17 protein-coding genes and 1 pseudogene are annotated in these 17,128 nt (G+C 35.4%); 5 read left to right on the top strand and 13 right to left on the bottom strand.

Annotation, left to right across the window (positions count from 1 at the left end):
* The coding region (locus tag SAGCYANO_RS25245) for an ATP-binding protein (RefSeq protein WP_202222610.1) at nucleotides 1-1,740 on the top strand (1,740 nt) is incomplete at its 5' end.
* A gap of 200 nt (nucleotides 1,741-1,940) precedes the next feature.
* Here SAGCYANO_RS25245 and SAGCYANO_RS25240 read toward each other — a convergent pair.
* The 6 genes and pseudogenes from SAGCYANO_RS25240 to SAGCYANO_RS25215 all read right to left on the bottom strand — a co-directional run bounded on the left by SAGCYANO_RS25240 (nucleotide 1,941) and on the right by SAGCYANO_RS25215 (nucleotide 8,456).
* Nucleotides 1,941-2,453 (bottom strand): hypothetical protein, encoded by a 513-nt coding sequence (locus SAGCYANO_RS25240; RefSeq protein ID WP_202222609.1) that lies wholly within the window; start codon nucleotides 2,451-2,453, stop codon nucleotides 1,941-1,943.
* 148 nt (nucleotides 2,454-2,601) lie between these two features.
* Nucleotides 2,602-2,952, bottom strand: coding sequence for a hypothetical protein (locus SAGCYANO_RS25235; RefSeq protein WP_202222608.1), 351 nt, complete (start codon nucleotides 2,950-2,952; stop codon nucleotides 2,602-2,604).
* Nucleotides 2,953-3,074: 122 nt separating this feature from the next.
* Complete coding sequence (locus SAGCYANO_RS25230; RefSeq protein ID WP_202222607.1) at nucleotides 3,075-3,776, bottom strand: hypothetical protein; 702 nt, start codon at nucleotides 3,774-3,776, stop codon at nucleotides 3,075-3,077.
* 210 nt (nucleotides 3,777-3,986) lie between these two features.
* Entirely contained in the window at nucleotides 3,987-4,715 is a 729-nt protein-coding gene (locus tag SAGCYANO_RS25225) for a hypothetical protein (RefSeq protein ID WP_202222606.1), read from the bottom strand.
* A gap of 516 nt (nucleotides 4,716-5,231) precedes the next feature.
* Complete coding sequence (locus SAGCYANO_RS25220; protein WP_202222605.1) at nucleotides 5,232-6,629, bottom strand: MATE family efflux transporter; 1,398 nt, start codon at nucleotides 6,627-6,629, stop codon at nucleotides 5,232-5,234.
* A 687-nt stretch (nucleotides 6,630-7,316) separates the two neighbouring features.
* Nucleotides 7,317-8,456, bottom strand: a pseudogene (locus SAGCYANO_RS25215) (ISAs1 family transposase).
* Between the two features lie 277 nt (nucleotides 8,457-8,733).
* On the opposite strand from SAGCYANO_RS25215, the gene SAGCYANO_RS48030 reads away from it, so the two are divergent.
* From SAGCYANO_RS48030 to SAGCYANO_RS25205, 3 genes are all read left to right on the top strand, one after another.
* On the top strand, nucleotides 8,734-8,865 hold the full coding sequence (locus SAGCYANO_RS48030) for a hypothetical protein (protein WP_255502699.1): 132 nt from the start codon (nucleotides 8,734-8,736) through the stop codon (nucleotides 8,863-8,865).
* A 100-nt stretch (nucleotides 8,866-8,965) separates the two neighbouring features.
* The gene (locus SAGCYANO_RS25210) at nucleotides 8,966-9,109 is read left to right on the top strand and encodes a hypothetical protein (protein WP_237396668.1); all 144 of its coding nucleotides are present in this window, start codon (nucleotides 8,966-8,968) and stop codon (nucleotides 9,107-9,109) included.
* 100 nt (nucleotides 9,110-9,209) lie between these two features.
* On the top strand, nucleotides 9,210-9,353 hold the full coding sequence (locus tag SAGCYANO_RS25205) for a hypothetical protein (RefSeq protein ID WP_237396668.1): 144 nt from the start codon (nucleotides 9,210-9,212) through the stop codon (nucleotides 9,351-9,353).
* 96 nt (nucleotides 9,354-9,449) lie between these two features.
* Here the strand turns inward: SAGCYANO_RS25205 and SAGCYANO_RS25200 are convergent, their stop codons facing one another.
* Both SAGCYANO_RS25200 and SAGCYANO_RS25195 read right to left on the bottom strand, forming a co-directional pair.
* Nucleotides 9,450-9,617, bottom strand: a complete 168-nt coding sequence (locus SAGCYANO_RS25200) for a hypothetical protein (protein WP_202222603.1) — start codon at nucleotides 9,615-9,617, stop codon at nucleotides 9,450-9,452.
* A 76-nt stretch (nucleotides 9,618-9,693) separates the two neighbouring features.
* Nucleotides 9,694-10,650 carry an ROK family protein gene (locus tag SAGCYANO_RS25195; protein ID WP_202222602.1) on the bottom strand — a complete coding sequence of 319 codons (957 nt, stop codon included), beginning with the start codon at nucleotides 10,648-10,650 and terminating at the stop codon, nucleotides 9,694-9,696.
* A gap of 838 nt (nucleotides 10,651-11,488) precedes the next feature.
* On the opposite strand from SAGCYANO_RS25195, the gene SAGCYANO_RS25190 reads away from it, so the two are divergent.
* Nucleotides 11,489-11,887 carry a DUF5132 domain-containing protein gene (locus tag SAGCYANO_RS25190; RefSeq protein ID WP_202222601.1) on the top strand — a complete coding sequence of 133 codons (399 nt, stop codon included), beginning with the start codon at nucleotides 11,489-11,491 and terminating at the stop codon, nucleotides 11,885-11,887.
* Between the two features lie 920 nt (nucleotides 11,888-12,807).
* Here SAGCYANO_RS25190 and SAGCYANO_RS25185 read toward each other — a convergent pair.
* The 5 genes from SAGCYANO_RS25185 to SAGCYANO_RS25170 all read right to left on the bottom strand — a co-directional run bounded on the left by SAGCYANO_RS25185 (nucleotide 12,808) and on the right by SAGCYANO_RS25170 (nucleotide 16,999).
* Nucleotides 12,808-13,392, bottom strand: a complete 585-nt coding sequence (locus tag SAGCYANO_RS25185; RefSeq protein WP_202222600.1) for a DUF3226 domain-containing protein — start codon at nucleotides 13,390-13,392, stop codon at nucleotides 12,808-12,810.
* Entirely contained in the window at nucleotides 13,392-14,057 is a 666-nt protein-coding gene (locus SAGCYANO_RS45600) for an ATP/GTP-binding protein (RefSeq protein ID WP_237396667.1), read from the bottom strand. Before SAGCYANO_RS45600 ends, SAGCYANO_RS25185 begins: the two co-directional genes overlap by 1 nt.
* Nucleotides 14,036-14,479 (bottom strand): ATP/GTP-binding protein, encoded by a 444-nt coding sequence (locus SAGCYANO_RS45595; protein WP_237396666.1) that lies wholly within the window; start codon nucleotides 14,477-14,479, stop codon nucleotides 14,036-14,038. Before SAGCYANO_RS45595 ends, SAGCYANO_RS45600 begins: the two co-directional genes overlap by 22 nt.
* A 330-nt stretch (nucleotides 14,480-14,809) precedes the next feature.
* Nucleotides 14,810-15,661: a hypothetical protein gene (locus tag SAGCYANO_RS25175; RefSeq protein ID WP_202222599.1), complete on the bottom strand. Its 852-nt coding sequence runs from the start codon at nucleotides 15,659-15,661 to the stop codon at nucleotides 14,810-14,812.
* A 1,059-nt stretch (nucleotides 15,662-16,720) separates the two neighbouring features.
* Nucleotides 16,721-16,999, bottom strand: a complete 279-nt coding sequence (locus tag SAGCYANO_RS25170; protein ID WP_202222598.1) for a hypothetical protein — start codon at nucleotides 16,997-16,999, stop codon at nucleotides 16,721-16,723.
* Between the last annotated feature and the right edge of the window lie 129 nt (nucleotides 17,000-17,128).

Raw genomic sequence — 17,128 nt, 5'->3', positions numbered from 1 at the left:
GAGCAGCTTGGAGAAGATCAAGTACTAGCGGCAGGCCGTATTTACGAGAAAGATGGAAGAATAGTTGCTGATGCTTATGGTGAAGATGTTTTGGTTTACAATATTAAACCCGATCCTTTTGGCCAACGTTTACTAGAGAGCGATGAAACAATTTTTGAGTGGGGTTCTACTAAACTGCTTGCTGGTAAGGCAGTAGTTATTGGGCGGAAAAGACTGGGAGCTGTGAGTGTAGGTTTATCTACAACTCCTTTAAATCAAAAAATTGCTGCTGTGCGTAATCAAGGTCTGATAGTAGCAGCCATCGCTGCTACTGCAGGAACTTTTCTGGCATTGTTAATTAGTCGCTCTATTACTGAACCTCTACAGGAAATGACTGTAGTTACTAAACTTTTTGCTTCTGGAGACCTAACTCAGAAGATGGAGATTTGTACTGGAGATGAATTAGCTATATTGGCAAAGTCTTTTAATAGTATGACTTATCAACTTAGAGAACTAATTCATAGCAAAGAGGAGCTAATTCGCGATCTAAAACAAAGAGCAGAAGATTTACGGCAAAGCGAGGCTAAAAATAGAGCACTGCTTGATGCTATCCCAGATGTAATTTTCGGATTCAGCAAGAATGGGGTTTTTCTCTACTATAAACCTTCTAGAAAAAATAATTTACCCTGGTCTAGGGATGAATTAATAGGTAAAAAAGTTTCCGAAGTTTTGCCAGAAAATGTTGCAAAACAATATTTACAATATCTTGAGGAAGCGCTGCAAACAGGAGATATTCAAATATTTGAATATGAGTGGTTTGTCTATGGAAAACGTCATCATTTTGAAGCAAGAATATTGGCAAGTGGTCAAAATGAAGTTTTAGCTATTGTTAGAGATATTACAGAAAGTAAGTTAGCTAATATAGAGTTGAAGCAAGCAAAAGAAGCTGCAGAAGGTGCTAATAAAGCTAAAAGTATGTTTCTTGCTAGTATGAGCCATGAGCTGAGAACACCTCTTAACGCTATTATTGGCTATAGCGATCTACTGCGAGAAGATGCTGAAGATTTAGGCTATGAAGAATTTATTCCAGACCTGGAGCAAATTAAAAGCTCTGGTTTACATCTGCTAACAATTATTCAAGATATCTTAGATATTTCTAAGGTAGAATCAGGCGAGATGACTATATATGAAGAAGAATTTGATATCTTGACTTTAATAAAAGAAGTTCAATGCATTGTACAACCACTGATGAAGAAAAATGGTAATTCTTTTGAGATGCATTGTAGTAGCGAAATTGGAACTATGGTTGCTGACCGAACGAAAATTAAGCAAGTTGTGATTAACCTATTGAGCAACGCTAGCAAGTTTACTCACGAAGGTATCATCACTTTAAAAGTAGTTCGGGAGGACAACATAGAGCAAAATGGAAATGGTAGTAGCACATTGGAAATAGGGTCAGGTCATCTTTCAAGCGATCGGGTATTAGATCGGATAATTTTTAGTGTAACTGATACTGGTATAGGTATGACTCCAGAGCAGATTGAAAAAGTGTTTCAGCCTTTTGTACAAGCTGATAACTCTACGACTCGTAAGTATGGTGGAACTGGTTTGGGGCTTTCTATCTGTCAAAAATTTTGTGAAATGATGGGTGGAAAAATTACGGTAGAAAGCTCTGTTGGTTTTGGCTCTACTTTTAGTATAAATCTACCAACTGTTGTAACGTTAAAAGCTGACCATATTTTAAGTTCAGAATTATCATAGTCAGGACTTACGCAAATTGACTTTTAAAGCACCATTTGTAGGGGCGAATGGAATTTGCGTTCCACAAAGCTCCTAATGGCGCCCCTACACGATTTTTGCTTGTGAAGATGTGGTTCATCAATTAAAATTTGTACAACTTATTCTTACATGGCTCCTTACGACTTTATTTTATAGTGTTTCTCAGTAAGCGTGAGGTACTTTTATCTTTCTTCCCTGTTGCCTGTTCCCTGTTGCCTGTTCCCTGCTATAGCTATTCTAGCAGCCCAAATGTGCAAGTAAGTTGCCACTTCGCGCCAAGAAGCACCAGCATTCGCTACTATTGGCTCAATATCTGCTCGGTCTAATTTTAATCCTACCTGTTTCACTTCTGGTAGTGTAACTGCTTGAATGCGTTTCTCAGCCCAAGCAAGAATAGTCTCTGGAGTAAGGCGATGAAATCTAATTGTCCTAACTTTGAGCCGCACAAAACGCCCTACCCAAGACAAATCTTCATGGGTTCCAGCTACAATAGTTGCCCCTTGGTAAGAAGCTTGAGCTAGTGCAGCTAACAGTAAAGGTATGGGAATGCGGTCTGCTTCATCCCAATAGGTAATGGGTTCGACAGGAGGAATTTGCCACCTTCCCCACCCAGGGGGATAATAAGTGTAAGATCCTCCAGTCTGTTTTGCGCCAGTGGAGTAAATGAGAGGTTTTTCCAGCTCCTTTTTCTCCAATGAATTGAAAAAGAACCCGTCCTTTAGGTTGAGGAGGCTGGGAAAAACCCCGGTCTAGCCACAAATCTTCTGTAACACCAGGAGTTTGTTCGGCAGTAAAAGGGTTACAACGTAATCCTAGTCTTTCGTAAGGGTTAATCCACACAATTTATGCTCCTCTGGGAATAACTCGAAACAGTTTCACTTTTTTTCCTTTTTCTTTGCTATTTAATTTTCTGGAAAATTTCGTTGCAATAATTACCTCCCAAATCACTCGGATAATTTCTCCATCATAGGATACAGGACCCAAAGCAGGAATTTTGCAGCTAAAAGTGGAATGTGTTGTTCCTACAAAAGAATTAGAATAAACTGTTTTAGTATCAACATTACCTCGCCCCTCAGTACGCCAACCTACTTTGAGGTTGATCTCGTGTGGAGTTATGTTTCCTGCCCAAGAGAATTTTCCGGAGAGTTGTTTGCCTACTTCAATTACATCATCTTGGAGTTCAATAGTTATCATGGTTTTTGTCTCTTAATGCTTAATAGGATTTTCAGTAATTTGAGGTAATTAACTTGCTAATATGGGATCTACAGCAAAGGGGAAAGTACATAAAACGTAATCCAATTCCCTCCTAGAAACTTCTACGTTTGTTTTTTTATAAAAACCAATTTTTCTTTATTCAGCTCTACTTCAATTGTCCACAAAATACAATTATTATATGTCTGCAATGATGGGGCGCTATTGTTGGGAATTTCAATTGATGTTTTAAATTCAATCTCTTGAGTATCTGCTAGTACCGTTTGGTTAATTAAAGGTTCCTCTAAAATAATTTGTCGAACGGTTTCTCGATCGGTTCCAACATAATAAGTTACGACTTCTGAACACCTTAACACTGCTTTCAAGTAAACATTTTGATTCAAAGTAGCGCCCGAACGCAACGGACGACGATAGTGAATTTGATAGCTACCGCCTAATTTTAAAGGATGCTCAGAAACAAGCAGTTCTCCAGGATTTTCAAATTTTCTTCTGTTGTACAGACGTAAACTCCAAACTGCTGAATATAAAAACTTTAAGATGAATCCAACTAAACAGGTAACTTTTGCTATCTGGAGATTATTAGAGAAATAATATATAAGTGCACCAAGACCAAAGAAACCAATTGCAGAAAAAATACAATTTAGAATAAAGCAGCTAACTAGAAGTATTTTCGGGTTATCCTCAGGGATCATTTTGAATCCTTCTGGAGTATTTTTAGAGGCTTTCAATTTAGGGAGTGTGTATGAATTCATTTGATTCATAATCAGTTGGTTATAGAGTAGATTTACAATGTCGGTTTTGTCCAAAATTCCCAACCTTTTGTTGGTAGGCTGAGTTTTTTACTTCACCTACTACTACATCAGATAGAATTACTGATTTTATGCAACTTAAATTCTGTCCCAAGAGAATTTTCCGGAGAGCTGTTTACCCACTTCAATCACATCATTTTGGAGTTGAATAGTTATCATAGTTTTTGTCTGTTAATGCTTAATAGGATTTTCGGTAATTTGAGGTAATTAACTTGCTAATATGGGGTCTACAGTAAAGGGGAAACTCAATGAAATGTAATCCCAATCAGGTCCGTAAACTGCTCTGTTTGTTTTCTCTGTAGAAACCAGTTCTTCTTGATTCAGGTCTACTTCAATTGTCCACAAAATACTATTATGATCTGCCCGGAATGATGGGGTACTATTGTTGGGAATTTCAATTGATGCTTTAAATTCAATGCCTTGAGTATCTGCGAGTACAGTTTGGTTAATTAAAGGCTTTTCTAGAATAATTTGTCGAACGGTTTCTGGATCGGTTCCAATATAATAAGTTACTACTTCTGAACACCTTAACACTGCTTTCAAGCAAGCATTTTGATTCAAAGTAGCACCCAAACGCAAGGGACGGCGATACCGAATTTGATAGCTACCCCCTAATTTTAAAGGATACTCAGAAACAAGCAGTTTTCCAGAATGTTCAAATGTTCTTTTGTTGTACAGACGTAAACTCCAAACGTTTGCTAAAAACGTTAAGATGAATCCAGCTCCACAAATAGCAACAGCTATGTTGAGATTATTAGAAAAATCATATATAAACCCACCAATAAAAGAGAAAATAACTGCAGAAGCAAAACAATTCACAATAAAGTGGGGAAATAGATATGGTTTCTGGCTATTCTCAGGGATTAGTTTGAATCCTTCTGGAGTTTTCTCAGGGACTTTCAATTTAGGTAGTGTGTATGAATGAATTTGATTCATAATCAGTTGGCTATAGAGTAGATTTACAATTTCGGTTTTGTCCAAAATTCCCAACCTTTTGTTGGTAGGCTGAGTTTTTCACTCCACCTACTACTACATCAGATAGAATTACTGATTTTATGCAACTTAAATTCTGTGTTTCACAATGTAGTGTAAAAGTTGAGGATTTAGGTATTGACCTCTCCCTAATTGTTTGTAAGTATTTAACCAGACATGAAATTAAAGATTTTTGGGTTTTTAATACTACATATTTCTAATATTACAGCAGTTTTGATTTGGGTAAACCACTGTAAGGACATTGCATGCAAGGTCCCTACAAGGTTTTGATTGTGACGATGTGGTTTATAAATCAGCTCTCGGTCGCAATGACGAAAATAGGTTCTACTGTGTAAGTCCTAATTAAGTCTCATTATTCATTACAACTCCGTTATGAGAGCTGAGAGCTGACAGCTAATAGCTGAATGCTTACAAGAGACATGATACAATACGATTTCTCAAATCCTCTCAAATAAATAACTATTTTTGACTTCTGTGAAAGGATGTAACAACTTCTGGAATATTTTCTACTCTTTCCTGTTGAGCTGTCATTTTCAAGGTACAAGTTTTCTGACTCCAAATATAAGCTCCAATACCAACAGCTAAATTAGCAAAACAAGCAGCAGCAAAAATACCATCTACTCCAAATAACCAACTTCCTAAATATGCTAAAGGTACATACAAAAATAACATTCTTGTCATCGTCATCACTACAGAAGGCAAAGGTTTACCCAGAGCATTAAAAGTAGCACTAGAAATTAAAATCATCCCAGAAGCACCATAACTAATAGGTACTATCAACAAGTATTTCGCAGCAATTTCTATAACTTCTGGGTTTGGGTCGAATATAGAAGCAATTAAACTTCCTCCTACACCAAGAGCGATCGCCAGCAAAATTCCCCACAGCAGACAAAATTGAAATCCTAAACGCAAACCTAAATATACGCGGTCGTACTTTTTTGCCCCCCAGTTTTGACCGACAAATGGGCTGAAACTGGCAGATAATGCTATTGGGACAATTATAGAAAACGACTCTACCTTAGAAGCAATACCAAAACCAGCTACTGTTGCGACACCATAACTAGCTATCAAGCTAGTAATAAAAGTAATCGAAATTGGTGTAATCATATTTGTGGCAGCAGCAGGTATACCAATATAAAGGATACTTTGCCAATTTCTGAGCAGGAGATTAAAATTTGGAAAACTCCAAGATATCATGCGTTCGCGGTAATGCAGAAAGAGTAAAGAGGCAATCAAAGTTGTTGCTCTTCCGATAACTGTTGCTAATGCTGCTCCTTGTAAACCCATCGCCGGAATTTTGCCCACTCCGAAGATTAATATCGGGTCTAGCGCAGCGTTGACAACACCTGCTAAAATCATAATTACGCTAGGAATAAATGTATTACCAGCGGCACGAATAGCATTGTTACCGACCATTGGCACTACTATAAAAATTACTCCCAAATACCAAGTCTGCATATATTCTCGAATTAGAGGGAGAATTTCTGCTTTTGCACCTAAAGCTGTGAATAGGGGGTCGATAGTTGTTAAGCCTAAAATTACCAATATTCCGACTATCAGTAGGGATAAAGTTAGACTGTCAGTGGTAAGTCGTTTTACTTTGTGGCGATCGCCTTCTCCAATAGCTCTAGCAATTATGGAAGAAGCACCTGTTCCTAAACCCATTGATACGCTACCTAATACCATTACGACTGGGAATGTAAAACTCATTGCTGCTAGTTCATTTGTTCCCAGTTGACCCACAAAGTAGGTATCAACTATATTGAATCCTATTACAGCAAATACTCCCCAAACCATAGGCAGTGTTAGTTTTATTAATAGTGGGCCGACTCTGCCTTCTGTTAGTTGTCGTTTCATAAATATAAATTACTCTATTTTACAAAACTTTACCATTAGACATCTGTTGAGGTAATTATTAATTATTAATTATTAATAGGACTTACGCAGATACGCCATATATAGCGCTCAAAACTATTGTCCAATAGTACTTGCACTCTATAAATAGTGCTTTTGCCTAAGTCCTGATTAATTATTAATTGTTGAACATATCCTCAGCTAATGCTACTGCTCCCCAGGGCCAACGCATCTAATTTTTTTGACAAAAGACCAAGAGGTACATTCCGAGAATGGATACTGTGAGACATCTTAGCTCACGCTCCACAAACGCTATTTTCGAGTAAGCGATCGCGTCCAACCTTGATCGATAACTGATACGGGAGTATTTATAGCAGGACTTACGCAAAGACACTATGTATAGCGTATGTTAAATAGAGCGATTGCGCTCCGCAAAGCTCCGCTAACGCTATAGTTTTTTAAGCGATTGCGCTCCGCAAAGCTCCGCTAACACCTAAATATTTTGGCCATTGTTAAAACAAGGGTAAAAAACACCTATAAAATAGAAATAGCCTTGAATTTTATTCCAGATATTACAGTCTGCAATCACGCTTAAGTAATCAAAGCACAATCAATAATAATTCTAATTCTGCTATTACTCAAACAAAATCATCATACCGAATGTTTTCACTTATTTGCCATCAGAATTTATTATGAGCTGAACAAAATTTTGAGGAGGTAATTATTGTTCCATCCGGCTCTTTTTCGTTTATTTTTTATTCCAGTTTTTACAGTTTTTTCGCTTGTTAATAAATTTCATGCTATTTGTCTAATTACTGCTAAATTTTCAGGAGCATTATCCTTTCTGATTCTAGAATCATCTTCCTGGAATTGAACATCCAGAACCCAATTTAATTGATTTTCAATTCCCCAATGGCCTCGTATAGCTTCAGCTAAAATTTGTGCATTATTTGATAAACTACTGATGTAGTATCTTCGTTCACAAGTGATTTTTCCATCTTTTTCAGAGCGAAAGTAATCGAGGAGCGCCAATTGATTTGAGATTTTTCCATTCCCCAAAAGGGTCTACTTCTTCAGAAATATTACTCACCATATAATAGTATCGACCTTCGATACGACCATGAGTTAAATCAGATTGACAGTAATCACATTACGCGGGCTTTTTTCTCCAACATTGTTAGATAATTTATTTAGCAATTTTTCTACTATGCAGATAAAAATAACCTTGATTTTTTCAAAGTAATTACATAGTCAGCTTGTTGTGCTGTAATTTGTTTAACAATTTCTTTTTGACATCCCATCGCATCAATGGTCACGCGCGCAACCAGAAATAGATAAAACCTTGAGAAGTTTAGGAATTGCAGTAATTTCGTTTGATTTATTATCTACTTTTACTTGACCTAAAACCAGGCGATTTGCCGTTGCCCAGGCACTGACCATGTGAATAGGTTTCCCTTGATTTTTTCGGGTCTAAAGAACCTCTGAGAGTTTTACCATCTATTGCTATTATTTCTCCTTCAGTTATTTGACTTACTGACTTAATCCATGACAAAAACAGACTCTGTAATTGTTCGGGGTCTAGACGTGCAAAAACTCGCGCAAATGTATCATGAGATGGAATACCATTAGGCAGTTCTAAAAACTTTTTAGCCATTCATATTTAGACTCACCATAAGCTTCTATATCCACCCATGTATCCGCACCACAAATTACAGCACAAATAGTAATTATAATAATATCAATTAATTGATGACGTTTAGTTCTATCTACCCTCGGGTCTTCTAGTTCACTAAAATACTCATAAATACTCTTTTTGGGTTGGAGTTTCATTGTTGAAAATTTCTATTATTACTAGGATAATTATCCAATACGGAAACTCTAATATTCAGCTTAAGAGTGTTTTTTTTAAGTATTAATTATGAAATTTATTTGATAGTTTTGACAGTTGAAAGTTTGGGTATTTTTTGATGGTGATATGAGAAGCGATAGACTTCCAGTCCGCTTTCCTACGGAATGCTACGCAAACGCGTTGGCGGAGCCTAGCGGCAGCTATATCGCATAGTCTCCATTTGAAATTATCTTCTTGGTCATTTGTCAAAAAAATTAGATGCGTTGGCCCTGTACTGCTCCCCACAAAGGTGCTTCATCACCTAATGCTGCTGGTAAAATCTCAAAATTGACTTCTGGTAAAGCTGTTTCTCTTGCTACTCTTTGTCAGGTTTCCCACAATAATTCATAGGACTTACGCAGATACGCCATATATAGCGCTCAAAACTATTGTCCAATAGTACTTGCACTCTATAAATAGTGCTTTTGCCTAAGTCCTGATTAATTATTAATTGTTGAACAGATCCTCAGCTAATGCTACTGCTCCCCACAAAGGTGCTTCATCACCTAATGCTGCTGGTAAAATCTCAAAATTGACTTCTGGTAAAGCTGTTTCTCTTGCTACTCTTTGTCAGGTTTCCCACAATAATTCATAGGACTTACGCAGATACGCCATATATAGCGCTCAAAACTATTGTCCAATAGTACTTGCACTCTATAAATAGTGCTTTTGCCTAAGTCCTGATTAATTATTAATTGTTGAACAGATCCTCAGCTAATGCTACTGCTCCCCACAAAGGTGCTTCATCACCTAATGCTGCTGGTAAAATCTCAAAATTGACTTCTGGTAAAGCTGTTTCTCTTGCTACTCTTTGTCAGGTTTCCCACAATAATTCATAGGACTTACGCAGATACGCCATATATAGCGCTCAAAACTATTGTCCAATAGTACTTGCACTCTATAAATAGTGCCTTTGCCTAAGTCCTGATTAATTATTAATTGTTGAACAGATCCTCAGCTAATGCTACTGCTCCCCACAAAGGTGCTTCATCACCTAATGCTGCTGGTAAAATCTCAAAATTGACTTCTGGTAAAGCTGTTTCTCTTGCTACTCGTTGTAGGGTTTCCCACAATAATTCATAGGACTTACGCAGATACGCCATATATAGTGTTCAAAACTATTGTCCAATAGTACTTGCACTCTATAAATAGTGCCTTTGCCTAAGTCCTGATTAATTATTAATTGTTGAACAGATCCTCAGCTAATGCTACTGCTCCCCACAAAGGTGCTTCATCACCTAATGCTGCTGGTAAAATCTCAAAATTGACTTCTGGTAAAGCTGTTTCTCTTGCTACTCGTTGTAGGGTTTCCCACAATAATTCACCTGCTTTCATCACCCCACCCCCTAAAATAAACCGTTCGGGATTAATTAAATTAGCTACATTCCCAATACCTACTCCTAAACCCCAACCAGCTAACTCGATCGCCTTAATGGCAATTTTGTCTCCTTGAATAGCTGCTTGACTAACTTCCTGAGCAGTTATTGCTTCTAAATCATTATTTACTAAACTCCGCAAAATTTGCCCTTCTTGAGGTTGATATTGCAACTGTTCTCTTACCTGTTGGGCAATATAAGGACCTGATGCTAATCTTTCCACACAACCACGTTTACCACAAAGACAAATTGGACCTTCTGGATCGACTGTGACATGACCTATTTCTCCTGCCATACTCTGAACACCCCGCCATGGTTTGCCATTGAGAATCCAACCTCCACCGACACCAGTGCTTACAGTAATATAGAGTAAGTTGTCATATCCTTGACCAGCGCCAAAACGATGTTCTCCTAATGCTGCTACGTTGGCGTCATTATCAACTATTGCGGGTGAGTTAAATTCGGTTTCTAAGATTTGTTTGAGGGGAATATTTTCCCAACCTTTTACATGATGGGATAGACGAACTGTACCTGTTGTTGCGTCTACGGGACCGCCAAAACTGACTCCTATAGCAGAAGGTTTTTCGCCTTTGAGGAGGTTGTGAGAAATAGTTTGCATTATTTCAATATCTGTTTGAGCACAAGCATGGGGAGGGGAAAAAGTTTTTTGATAGTTTTGCCATTCTCTTTCGCCAGCATTTAATACTGCTGCTGCTAACTTTGTGCCACCAAAATCAAGGGCTAAAATTTTATTTTTCATAAAATAGATCGGGTTTATTGAGGTTATTTTTAAGTTGTTAAACTAGAGTTTGGAGGGAAGCTCCGTTCAATAATTAATAATTAATAATTAATAATTAATAATTAAGAGCTGATTTGTAAACTTAGCTGAAAGTCCTATAATACATAGCTTTTAGTAATTTAGGGGTTAGTGGACGATAACTTGCTAAACCTAAGTATAGTCAGGAGTTCAGCTTCTTAATATTGACTTTATAAATCAGCTCTAATAATTAATAATTAATAATTAATAATTAACAATTACCTCTCCTTGAAAAGAAGAGGATTGACTAATTATGAATTTTTTTTCTTGTTTCTCCTTGAAAGGAGAGGCTTTATACCTTAATTTTTTGGTAAATTAATTTCATATCAAGTTGATATAATAAAGGCTTTATAGCAAAAGTTCATCTACTTTGCCACATTCTTCACTCTTAAAATTATTTATTAAATATTTAAGTGAACTCGGTGTAAAATTTTAGTATTTTTAAAATATATGGGATATAAGTTTAATCTTAATTATTGTAGTTTATTCTGAGTTATTATAATATAGCTCGAAGGAAAGGCCGTGGACATATCCATAGCTTAAAACTCAGACAAAGCAATATTTTTTCTTCTTCCCTCTTCCCTCTTCCCTCTTCCCTCTTCCCTCTTCCCTCTTCCCTCTTCCTTCTTCCCTCTTCCCTCTTCCTTCTTCCTTCTGCTATATTTTATTGTTGAAAATAAATAGCAACAAAAATTTAATAAAAAATTAATTACCCTCGTTCGTGTTTTTTGTTATAATTATTTTTTAAGACTAAGAATACTAAAATCAGGAGAGCATTAATATGGTAGAACAAACTAATCAAAATCTACCAGAATCAGTGGTACAAAATTTACCTGTGGTAGCTAATCAAACCTGGCAACAAGCAACTCAAAACTTTCCTCAACAAGTTAAACAAACTGTTATTCAAAATAGAGTTCCGATTGCAGTAGGTGTAGGTGCAATTGTATTAACTCCAGTTCTTTTGCCTTTGTTAAAACCTGTCGCTAAAGCAACTATTAAAACGGGTGTTTCTTTCTTGGAAAAAACTAAAGGTGCTCTAGCAGAAACAGTAGAAGTATTCGGGGATATTGTGGCGGAGGCTAAGGCGGAAGTAGCGGCAGAAGCACAACATAAATCTAACTTAAAAGCAGGTGTATATTCTCAACAAGAATTGAATGCAAATAAGTCGGCAACTCCATAGATTACTGTTCAATAATTTAGAATTTAGAATTGAGAATTTAGAATTGAGAATTACCTCTTCTTATAAATAAGATGATTGGTTAAAAAGATTTTTTCTTCTCTTGGTCGATTGGATATGGCTAGGTTTCCTCAGCATCCCACCCAACGGGTGCGCTGCGCTTTTTCTGTTTGTCATGCTGCGCAAACATGTCGCGCAGCGTTAACGTAGTTATGCGAAGCAAAACGACCGCTTTTTTCTCCATGAATGGAGAGCCTTTATACCTTAATTATTTGGTAATTTATACTCTCTCATTGCTTTATTTCGAGAGAGTTAGAATGGAAAATTATTTATGGAGGAGTCAGGAGTCATATCAAATCCTGTAGCATGGGTGTTATTCAGTATTTAAAGATAAGAGTAGGGGCGAATGGCATTCGCCCTATATTGTAGGAGCGAATGGCATTCGCCCTATATTGTAGGGGCGAATGGCCATTTGCTAATGCAAAGCTGCCGCTAACGCTCTTACGCATTGTATGAAAATCGACGGAATTATATTACTCCGAAGCCAACGGATTTAATATCAGGAATGAGGAGAGAAAAGTAAGAAAGAGGAGAAAGTAGTTTTCGTTCGCTAATTAAACAGACATGAGTTGAGTTAGATAGTTTAGTTAAAAAATTAAAATCAATTAATTTAATTAATACTGTCAAAAAGAAGTGAAAAAAACTGTAGTAGGGGAAACTCTATTGTAAGAATTCAGCAGTCAGCTATCAGCTATTAACTTATTATCTTAGAAGGAGAATTCAAAATGATGTTTATGCAGCATTCACTAGGAAAGAAAAAGGTAACAAGCTAACTTTACTATATTACATTACGCTCAAAAGCTGAATGCTGTTTGCGGAGCATGACAAACGGAAATGCTAATAGCTGAATGGCTACACTCTATTTAAAGATTTTCTATAAAAAAAATCAGTTTTTCAAAAGCTTCGTTATCCCAGTTAATATAACCTGCTTGAGCTGCTGCACCTAGACGTTTATTGGGATGTTCTTGAGTAGATAACCAGGCGTGTATTTTAGCTTTAGAAGTCTTATTAAATTTTCTTCTTGCTTTTGTCTCAATGCACTGAAAGAAATCTTCAATACAACTAATTTCATCAGTATGTATTGATTTTAAACATAAGTCTTCTAGCATTCCTGAAGAACTGTTGTCTGGAAGGATAAATTTTTCTATTTTTAAGTTCTCTATTTTATTCAATTTATGTTGCTTGAGAGAATATTCAATACTTTTAGAGGCATCATCGAATGACTTATCAGCATCTCTAGTAATTCCTAAAGAACGCAAATTAGAAAAGCCTGGTATTAAAGGCAAGGTTTTCAAGTAATTATTAAGGTTATCTTTCCCTCCATAAGAATTAACTTGGATATTATTAATTTCTAAATATTCAATTAATTGAGATAAAAACATTACATCTTCTTTTCCTTCACCAAGAATCAACTTTGACTTTTCAATTGTTGTTTGAATTTGGCTCATTAACGCATCTCCAGGTTAAGTTCTAAAGAAGTCTCAATATTATCTTTGTCATAAACTAAACTCTTGATAATATTAGTCTCTTTTTCTCTCTCTAGTCTGAAATAACGAAAGTCATATAATTCGGAGTTAGAAAATGCTTGATGAGCAGCATTAATACATTCATAACTATGAGTAGTAGCAAAAAGTTGAGTGTTAGATATTCTAGTTGCTACAGCTATAGACTGCCAAACTTTTTCCATAATTGAGTGATGTATGCCATTTTCAATTTCATCAATTAATACAGTTCCTTCTGGTGCATTCATAATCGATAAAATAATAGATAATAATCTTTCCATTCCTTCTCCCATTAATGAAACAGGAATTAAATAATCTCCTCCAATATCTCCATGAATCATTGGAATTCCTCCGGTGACTAAAACTGCTAAACGTTTTAATCTTGGTTCTATTATTTTTAAGATTTCTATAATTTCATTTTGTTGATTTATGGCTTCAAAATTACTGAATATTTCTGCATCTTCGGTTGGTGAGACTCTTAAACGGCTACTGAGAAAAACACTAGGAGGAAAAACTTCTATTTCTCTAGCTTTCTGTTCTTCGTCTTCTTGAATTTCTATCTTTATTTTTTTTTGTTCTTGATCTGGTATTAAAAATGTTGTAAATCCCAAGATTTTTTGATCATTTTTTTAAATTCTAGTTTTAAATCCTTGAGAGTTTTTATACTATTTGACCTTAAATGCAAAGGGAACAATCTTGGGCTTGATGCTTTATCTAAACTCAATTTTAATTCGTTATCTTCATCATTTTCGTTTACTATTTTAATTTCAATGGCTTTACTTACTTGTTTATTATAGAATAACCATTCACAAACTTCTTCTACATCAAAAGTTTGTTGCTGGAATACTCCTCTATCAAAATTTAATTGAAACGGAATTTCTATAGAATTTAAACTTGTTAACAAAAAAATTGCTTCTAGTAGAGCTGTTTTGCCAACATTATTGATACCTCCAATTAAATTAACTCGTTCGATATTATCAATAGTAATTTCTTCAAAACATCTAAAATTTTTAACTGTAATACATTTAAACATAATTAATTTAACGCTTTCTTTTTTTACTGTTATAAAAGCTGTTTGGTATCTTTGTCAAAGTGGATAATTTAGTCAAACATCATAATTGGTAGATAATTATGCTTTTTTATAAGGATAAACTTTTCTATTTTTAAATTCTCTATCTAATTTAATTTATGTTGTAGGCAAGAGAAAAAAGTCGAAGACCTAAAAAATACTGGAAACCTTTGTCATTGCTAGATTTAGATCTGTCTGAACTAAAAACCTCTCCCTGTCTAAATTTGAGACTATTTTCCGCTCAAGTTTTGTCTAAACCACTGTAGTTAAGTTTTTCTTTGATTTACTTCTTAGTCAATTGCTCAAAAATTTTGCATATTTAGTTTGGCTAATTTTTTCCACAAATTCTTCATAATTTTCAATAACATCTGAAAGCTGATTGGATGTAGTTTTTACTAACTTTGTTTTTATTGGTATTGACTCCAGTCCTAAATAATTAAAAATGCGATCGCAGGTATTTTGATGGTTTTCTTCTAGTAGTAAATCTTCTTCATAAATTACTTTTATGTGGTCAAGTTTTTCTAATATTTCTTTCTCTTTAACTCGATATATTTCTCTCCGTTTCAAAAGCTCAATTAATTTGTTGCAATCTATCTTTATTGTCTGATAATTTAGTGAGCTTTTTGATTTGGCTTCCCATTGGTTTCTTGAACTAGCCAACATACTAGAAATAATGCTTCGTAAGTAATTATTACGGATTAAATGAATTATTGCCCAACCCTGGTAATACAAATTAAACATAAATTTTTCTGGATCTACATATTGCTCTTCTGGCAATTGAGATATCATCAGCTTAAAGCCATAAACTTTACCAGAAAACTTTACACGCCTGCCTTGGATATATAGATTTGGGAATAACATTTTTCTATAATCTTTAGCACTTAATATTTCCTTTTCACAATAAATTTTCGGTTGATTATTGAGTAATTGAACCAATAATGTACTTCCTGTTCTCGGCTGTCCAAAAATCACAAATTTTTTTTCAAATATTTGATGTTTTAGTAATAAAGCTCTACTATAAGCTGCGATTTCTCCGCGTATTTTTAAGATTGATTCAAATGGAGATTCATTTCTCTTAAAATCAGTTATTTGTTTTTGCCGTCTTTCCACCCATTCTGTTTTTACCCATTCAGGTATATTGGTCATTTTCAATCCTCCAATCCAATCTTAAATTTAGCTTTATTTTAATTGATTTTAAATTAAATTGGTTTTTAGATGTTCAATTTCAGGAAGATGAATCTAGAATCAGAAAACTCATGCTCCAGAAAATTTGGCAGTAATTAGGGTTTGCTGAAAAAAGCAAAGTGTGGGGGGTGGGGAGTGTGGGGAGTGTGGGAAGTGTGGGAAGTGTGGGGAGGGTGGGAAGACAGAGAAAGTAGGAGGAATAATTGTTAGAGTGATTTTTCTGCCATACTCACCCCACGCATACTCACTTTTTGAGGGTAAGTGAATTGAAACAGGCACACTTTTTTCGATTATAAAAAGGCCAATACCTTTATTTATCAGTACTTTGAGATTTAATCAGCAAACCCTAATTAGACAAATAGCTTTAAATTTGTTAAATCAAGAAAAACTGTAAAAACTGGAATAAAAAACAAACGAAAAATAGCTGGATGGAGCAATAATATTATGTCCGGTTGAACAGTTATAAATAAACTACTCAGAATTCTGAATTTCCTACGGAATGCTCCGCAAACAGAATTTAGAATTCAGGAGGGAAGAAAGAAGAAAAGAAGGAGAAAGTTTTTTTGATCACTAATTATCCGGACATGATATAATTACCTGCTCAACATTTTATTCAGCTCACAATAAATTATATCAAATCCGCCTAATTGCACATAGATCCAATAACGTAATAATCAGGGTTTTAAGCTATTGATTAGTAAGCATTCCGCAGGAAATACTTACGAAAATATAGTATAAGTTAAACGAATTTTTACTTCATTCTTTAAAAAGCTGACAGCTGACCGCTAATAGCTGTTTGCGCAGCATTCCGCAGGAAATGCTTACATTGATTATGAGGGTATTTAACCGGATTTGATATTAGGAGTAAAAAATGATTTTTGTCTACACAGAATCATTTTTTTTGCTAAAGCGATAAATTTCTATAATTTTGAGTCGTTCTTAGACTTCTATAGAAGCAATTTTGGTTCTATAGAGGTGAAGTTTTATCTAATTATTCAACTCACCCCTAACTTAATAATTTTAATTTCCACGATTAGTTTGAGATTCTGCCAAATTATCGGCAAACTCTTCACTAATTCCGGCAAAAGTCGCCTGACTTTGTTCATACATAGAAAGACCACTTTTAATCGCATCCTTAACTACTTTTCTCGCAACTTTTGTGACAGTAGGAGCAACTAATGGACTGAGCAAAAAGGCACCTAATCCGAATAAGGCAAAGCGATCGTTTGTTTGACCATCTTCAACCATTTCTCGGAGGTGAAGAGTGACTACAGATTTTTTTAAATGAACAAGTGACATAATTAATTTTAATTAGGAAGGAAGAAGGAAGAAGGAAAAAGGAAGAAGATAAGATTAGTTTTTTTGTGGGGGGTTTGTTTGTTGACATCCTCCCCGGCCTAAAGGCACGGGGATTCCTACCGAGCCTTA

The sequence above is a fragment of the Okeania sp. KiyG1 genome, from assembly GCF_014132355.1.
Lineage (GTDB): Bacteria > Cyanobacteriota > Cyanobacteriia > Cyanobacteriales > Microcoleaceae > Okeania.
The sequence above is the reverse complement of the archived record's forward strand: the minus strand, read 5'-3'. Positions and strand labels throughout refer to the sequence as shown.

Coding starts and splice junctions, on each gene's coding strand:
- SAGCYANO_RS25200 (WP_202222603.1), bottom strand. CDS start 9,617: ATGGCGTATCTGCGTAAGTCCTATGAATTATTGTGGGAAACCCTACAA.
- SAGCYANO_RS45595 (WP_237396666.1), bottom strand. CDS start 14,479: ATGTTTAAATGTATTACAGTTAAAAATTTTAGATGTTTTGAAGAAATT.
- SAGCYANO_RS25185 (WP_202222600.1), bottom strand. CDS start 13,392: ATGAGCCAAATTCAAACAACAATTGAAAAGTCAAAGTTGATTCTTGGT.
- SAGCYANO_RS25175 (WP_202222599.1), bottom strand. CDS start 15,661: ATGACCAATATACCTGAATGGGTAAAAACAGAATGGGTGGAAAGACGG.
- SAGCYANO_RS25220 (WP_202222605.1), bottom strand. CDS start 6,629: ATGAAACGACAACTAACAGAAGGCAGAGTCGGCCCACTATTAATAAAA.
- SAGCYANO_RS48030 (WP_255502699.1), top strand. CDS start 8,734: ATGCGTTGGCCCTGTACTGCTCCCCACAAAGGTGCTTCATCACCTAAT.
- SAGCYANO_RS25195 (WP_202222602.1), bottom strand. CDS start 10,650: ATGAAAAATAAAATTTTAGCCCTTGATTTTGGTGGCACAAAGTTAGCA.
- SAGCYANO_RS25225 (WP_202222606.1), bottom strand. CDS start 4,715: ATGAATCAAATTCATTCATACACACTACCTAAATTGAAAGTCCCTGAG.
- SAGCYANO_RS25190 (WP_202222601.1), top strand. CDS start 11,489: ATGGTAGAACAAACTAATCAAAATCTACCAGAATCAGTGGTACAAAAT.
- SAGCYANO_RS25170 (WP_202222598.1), bottom strand. CDS start 16,999: ATGTCACTTGTTCATTTAAAAAAATCTGTAGTCACTCTTCACCTCCGA.
- SAGCYANO_RS25235 (WP_202222608.1), bottom strand. CDS start 2,952: ATGATAACTATTGAACTCCAAGATGATGTAATTGAAGTAGGCAAACAA.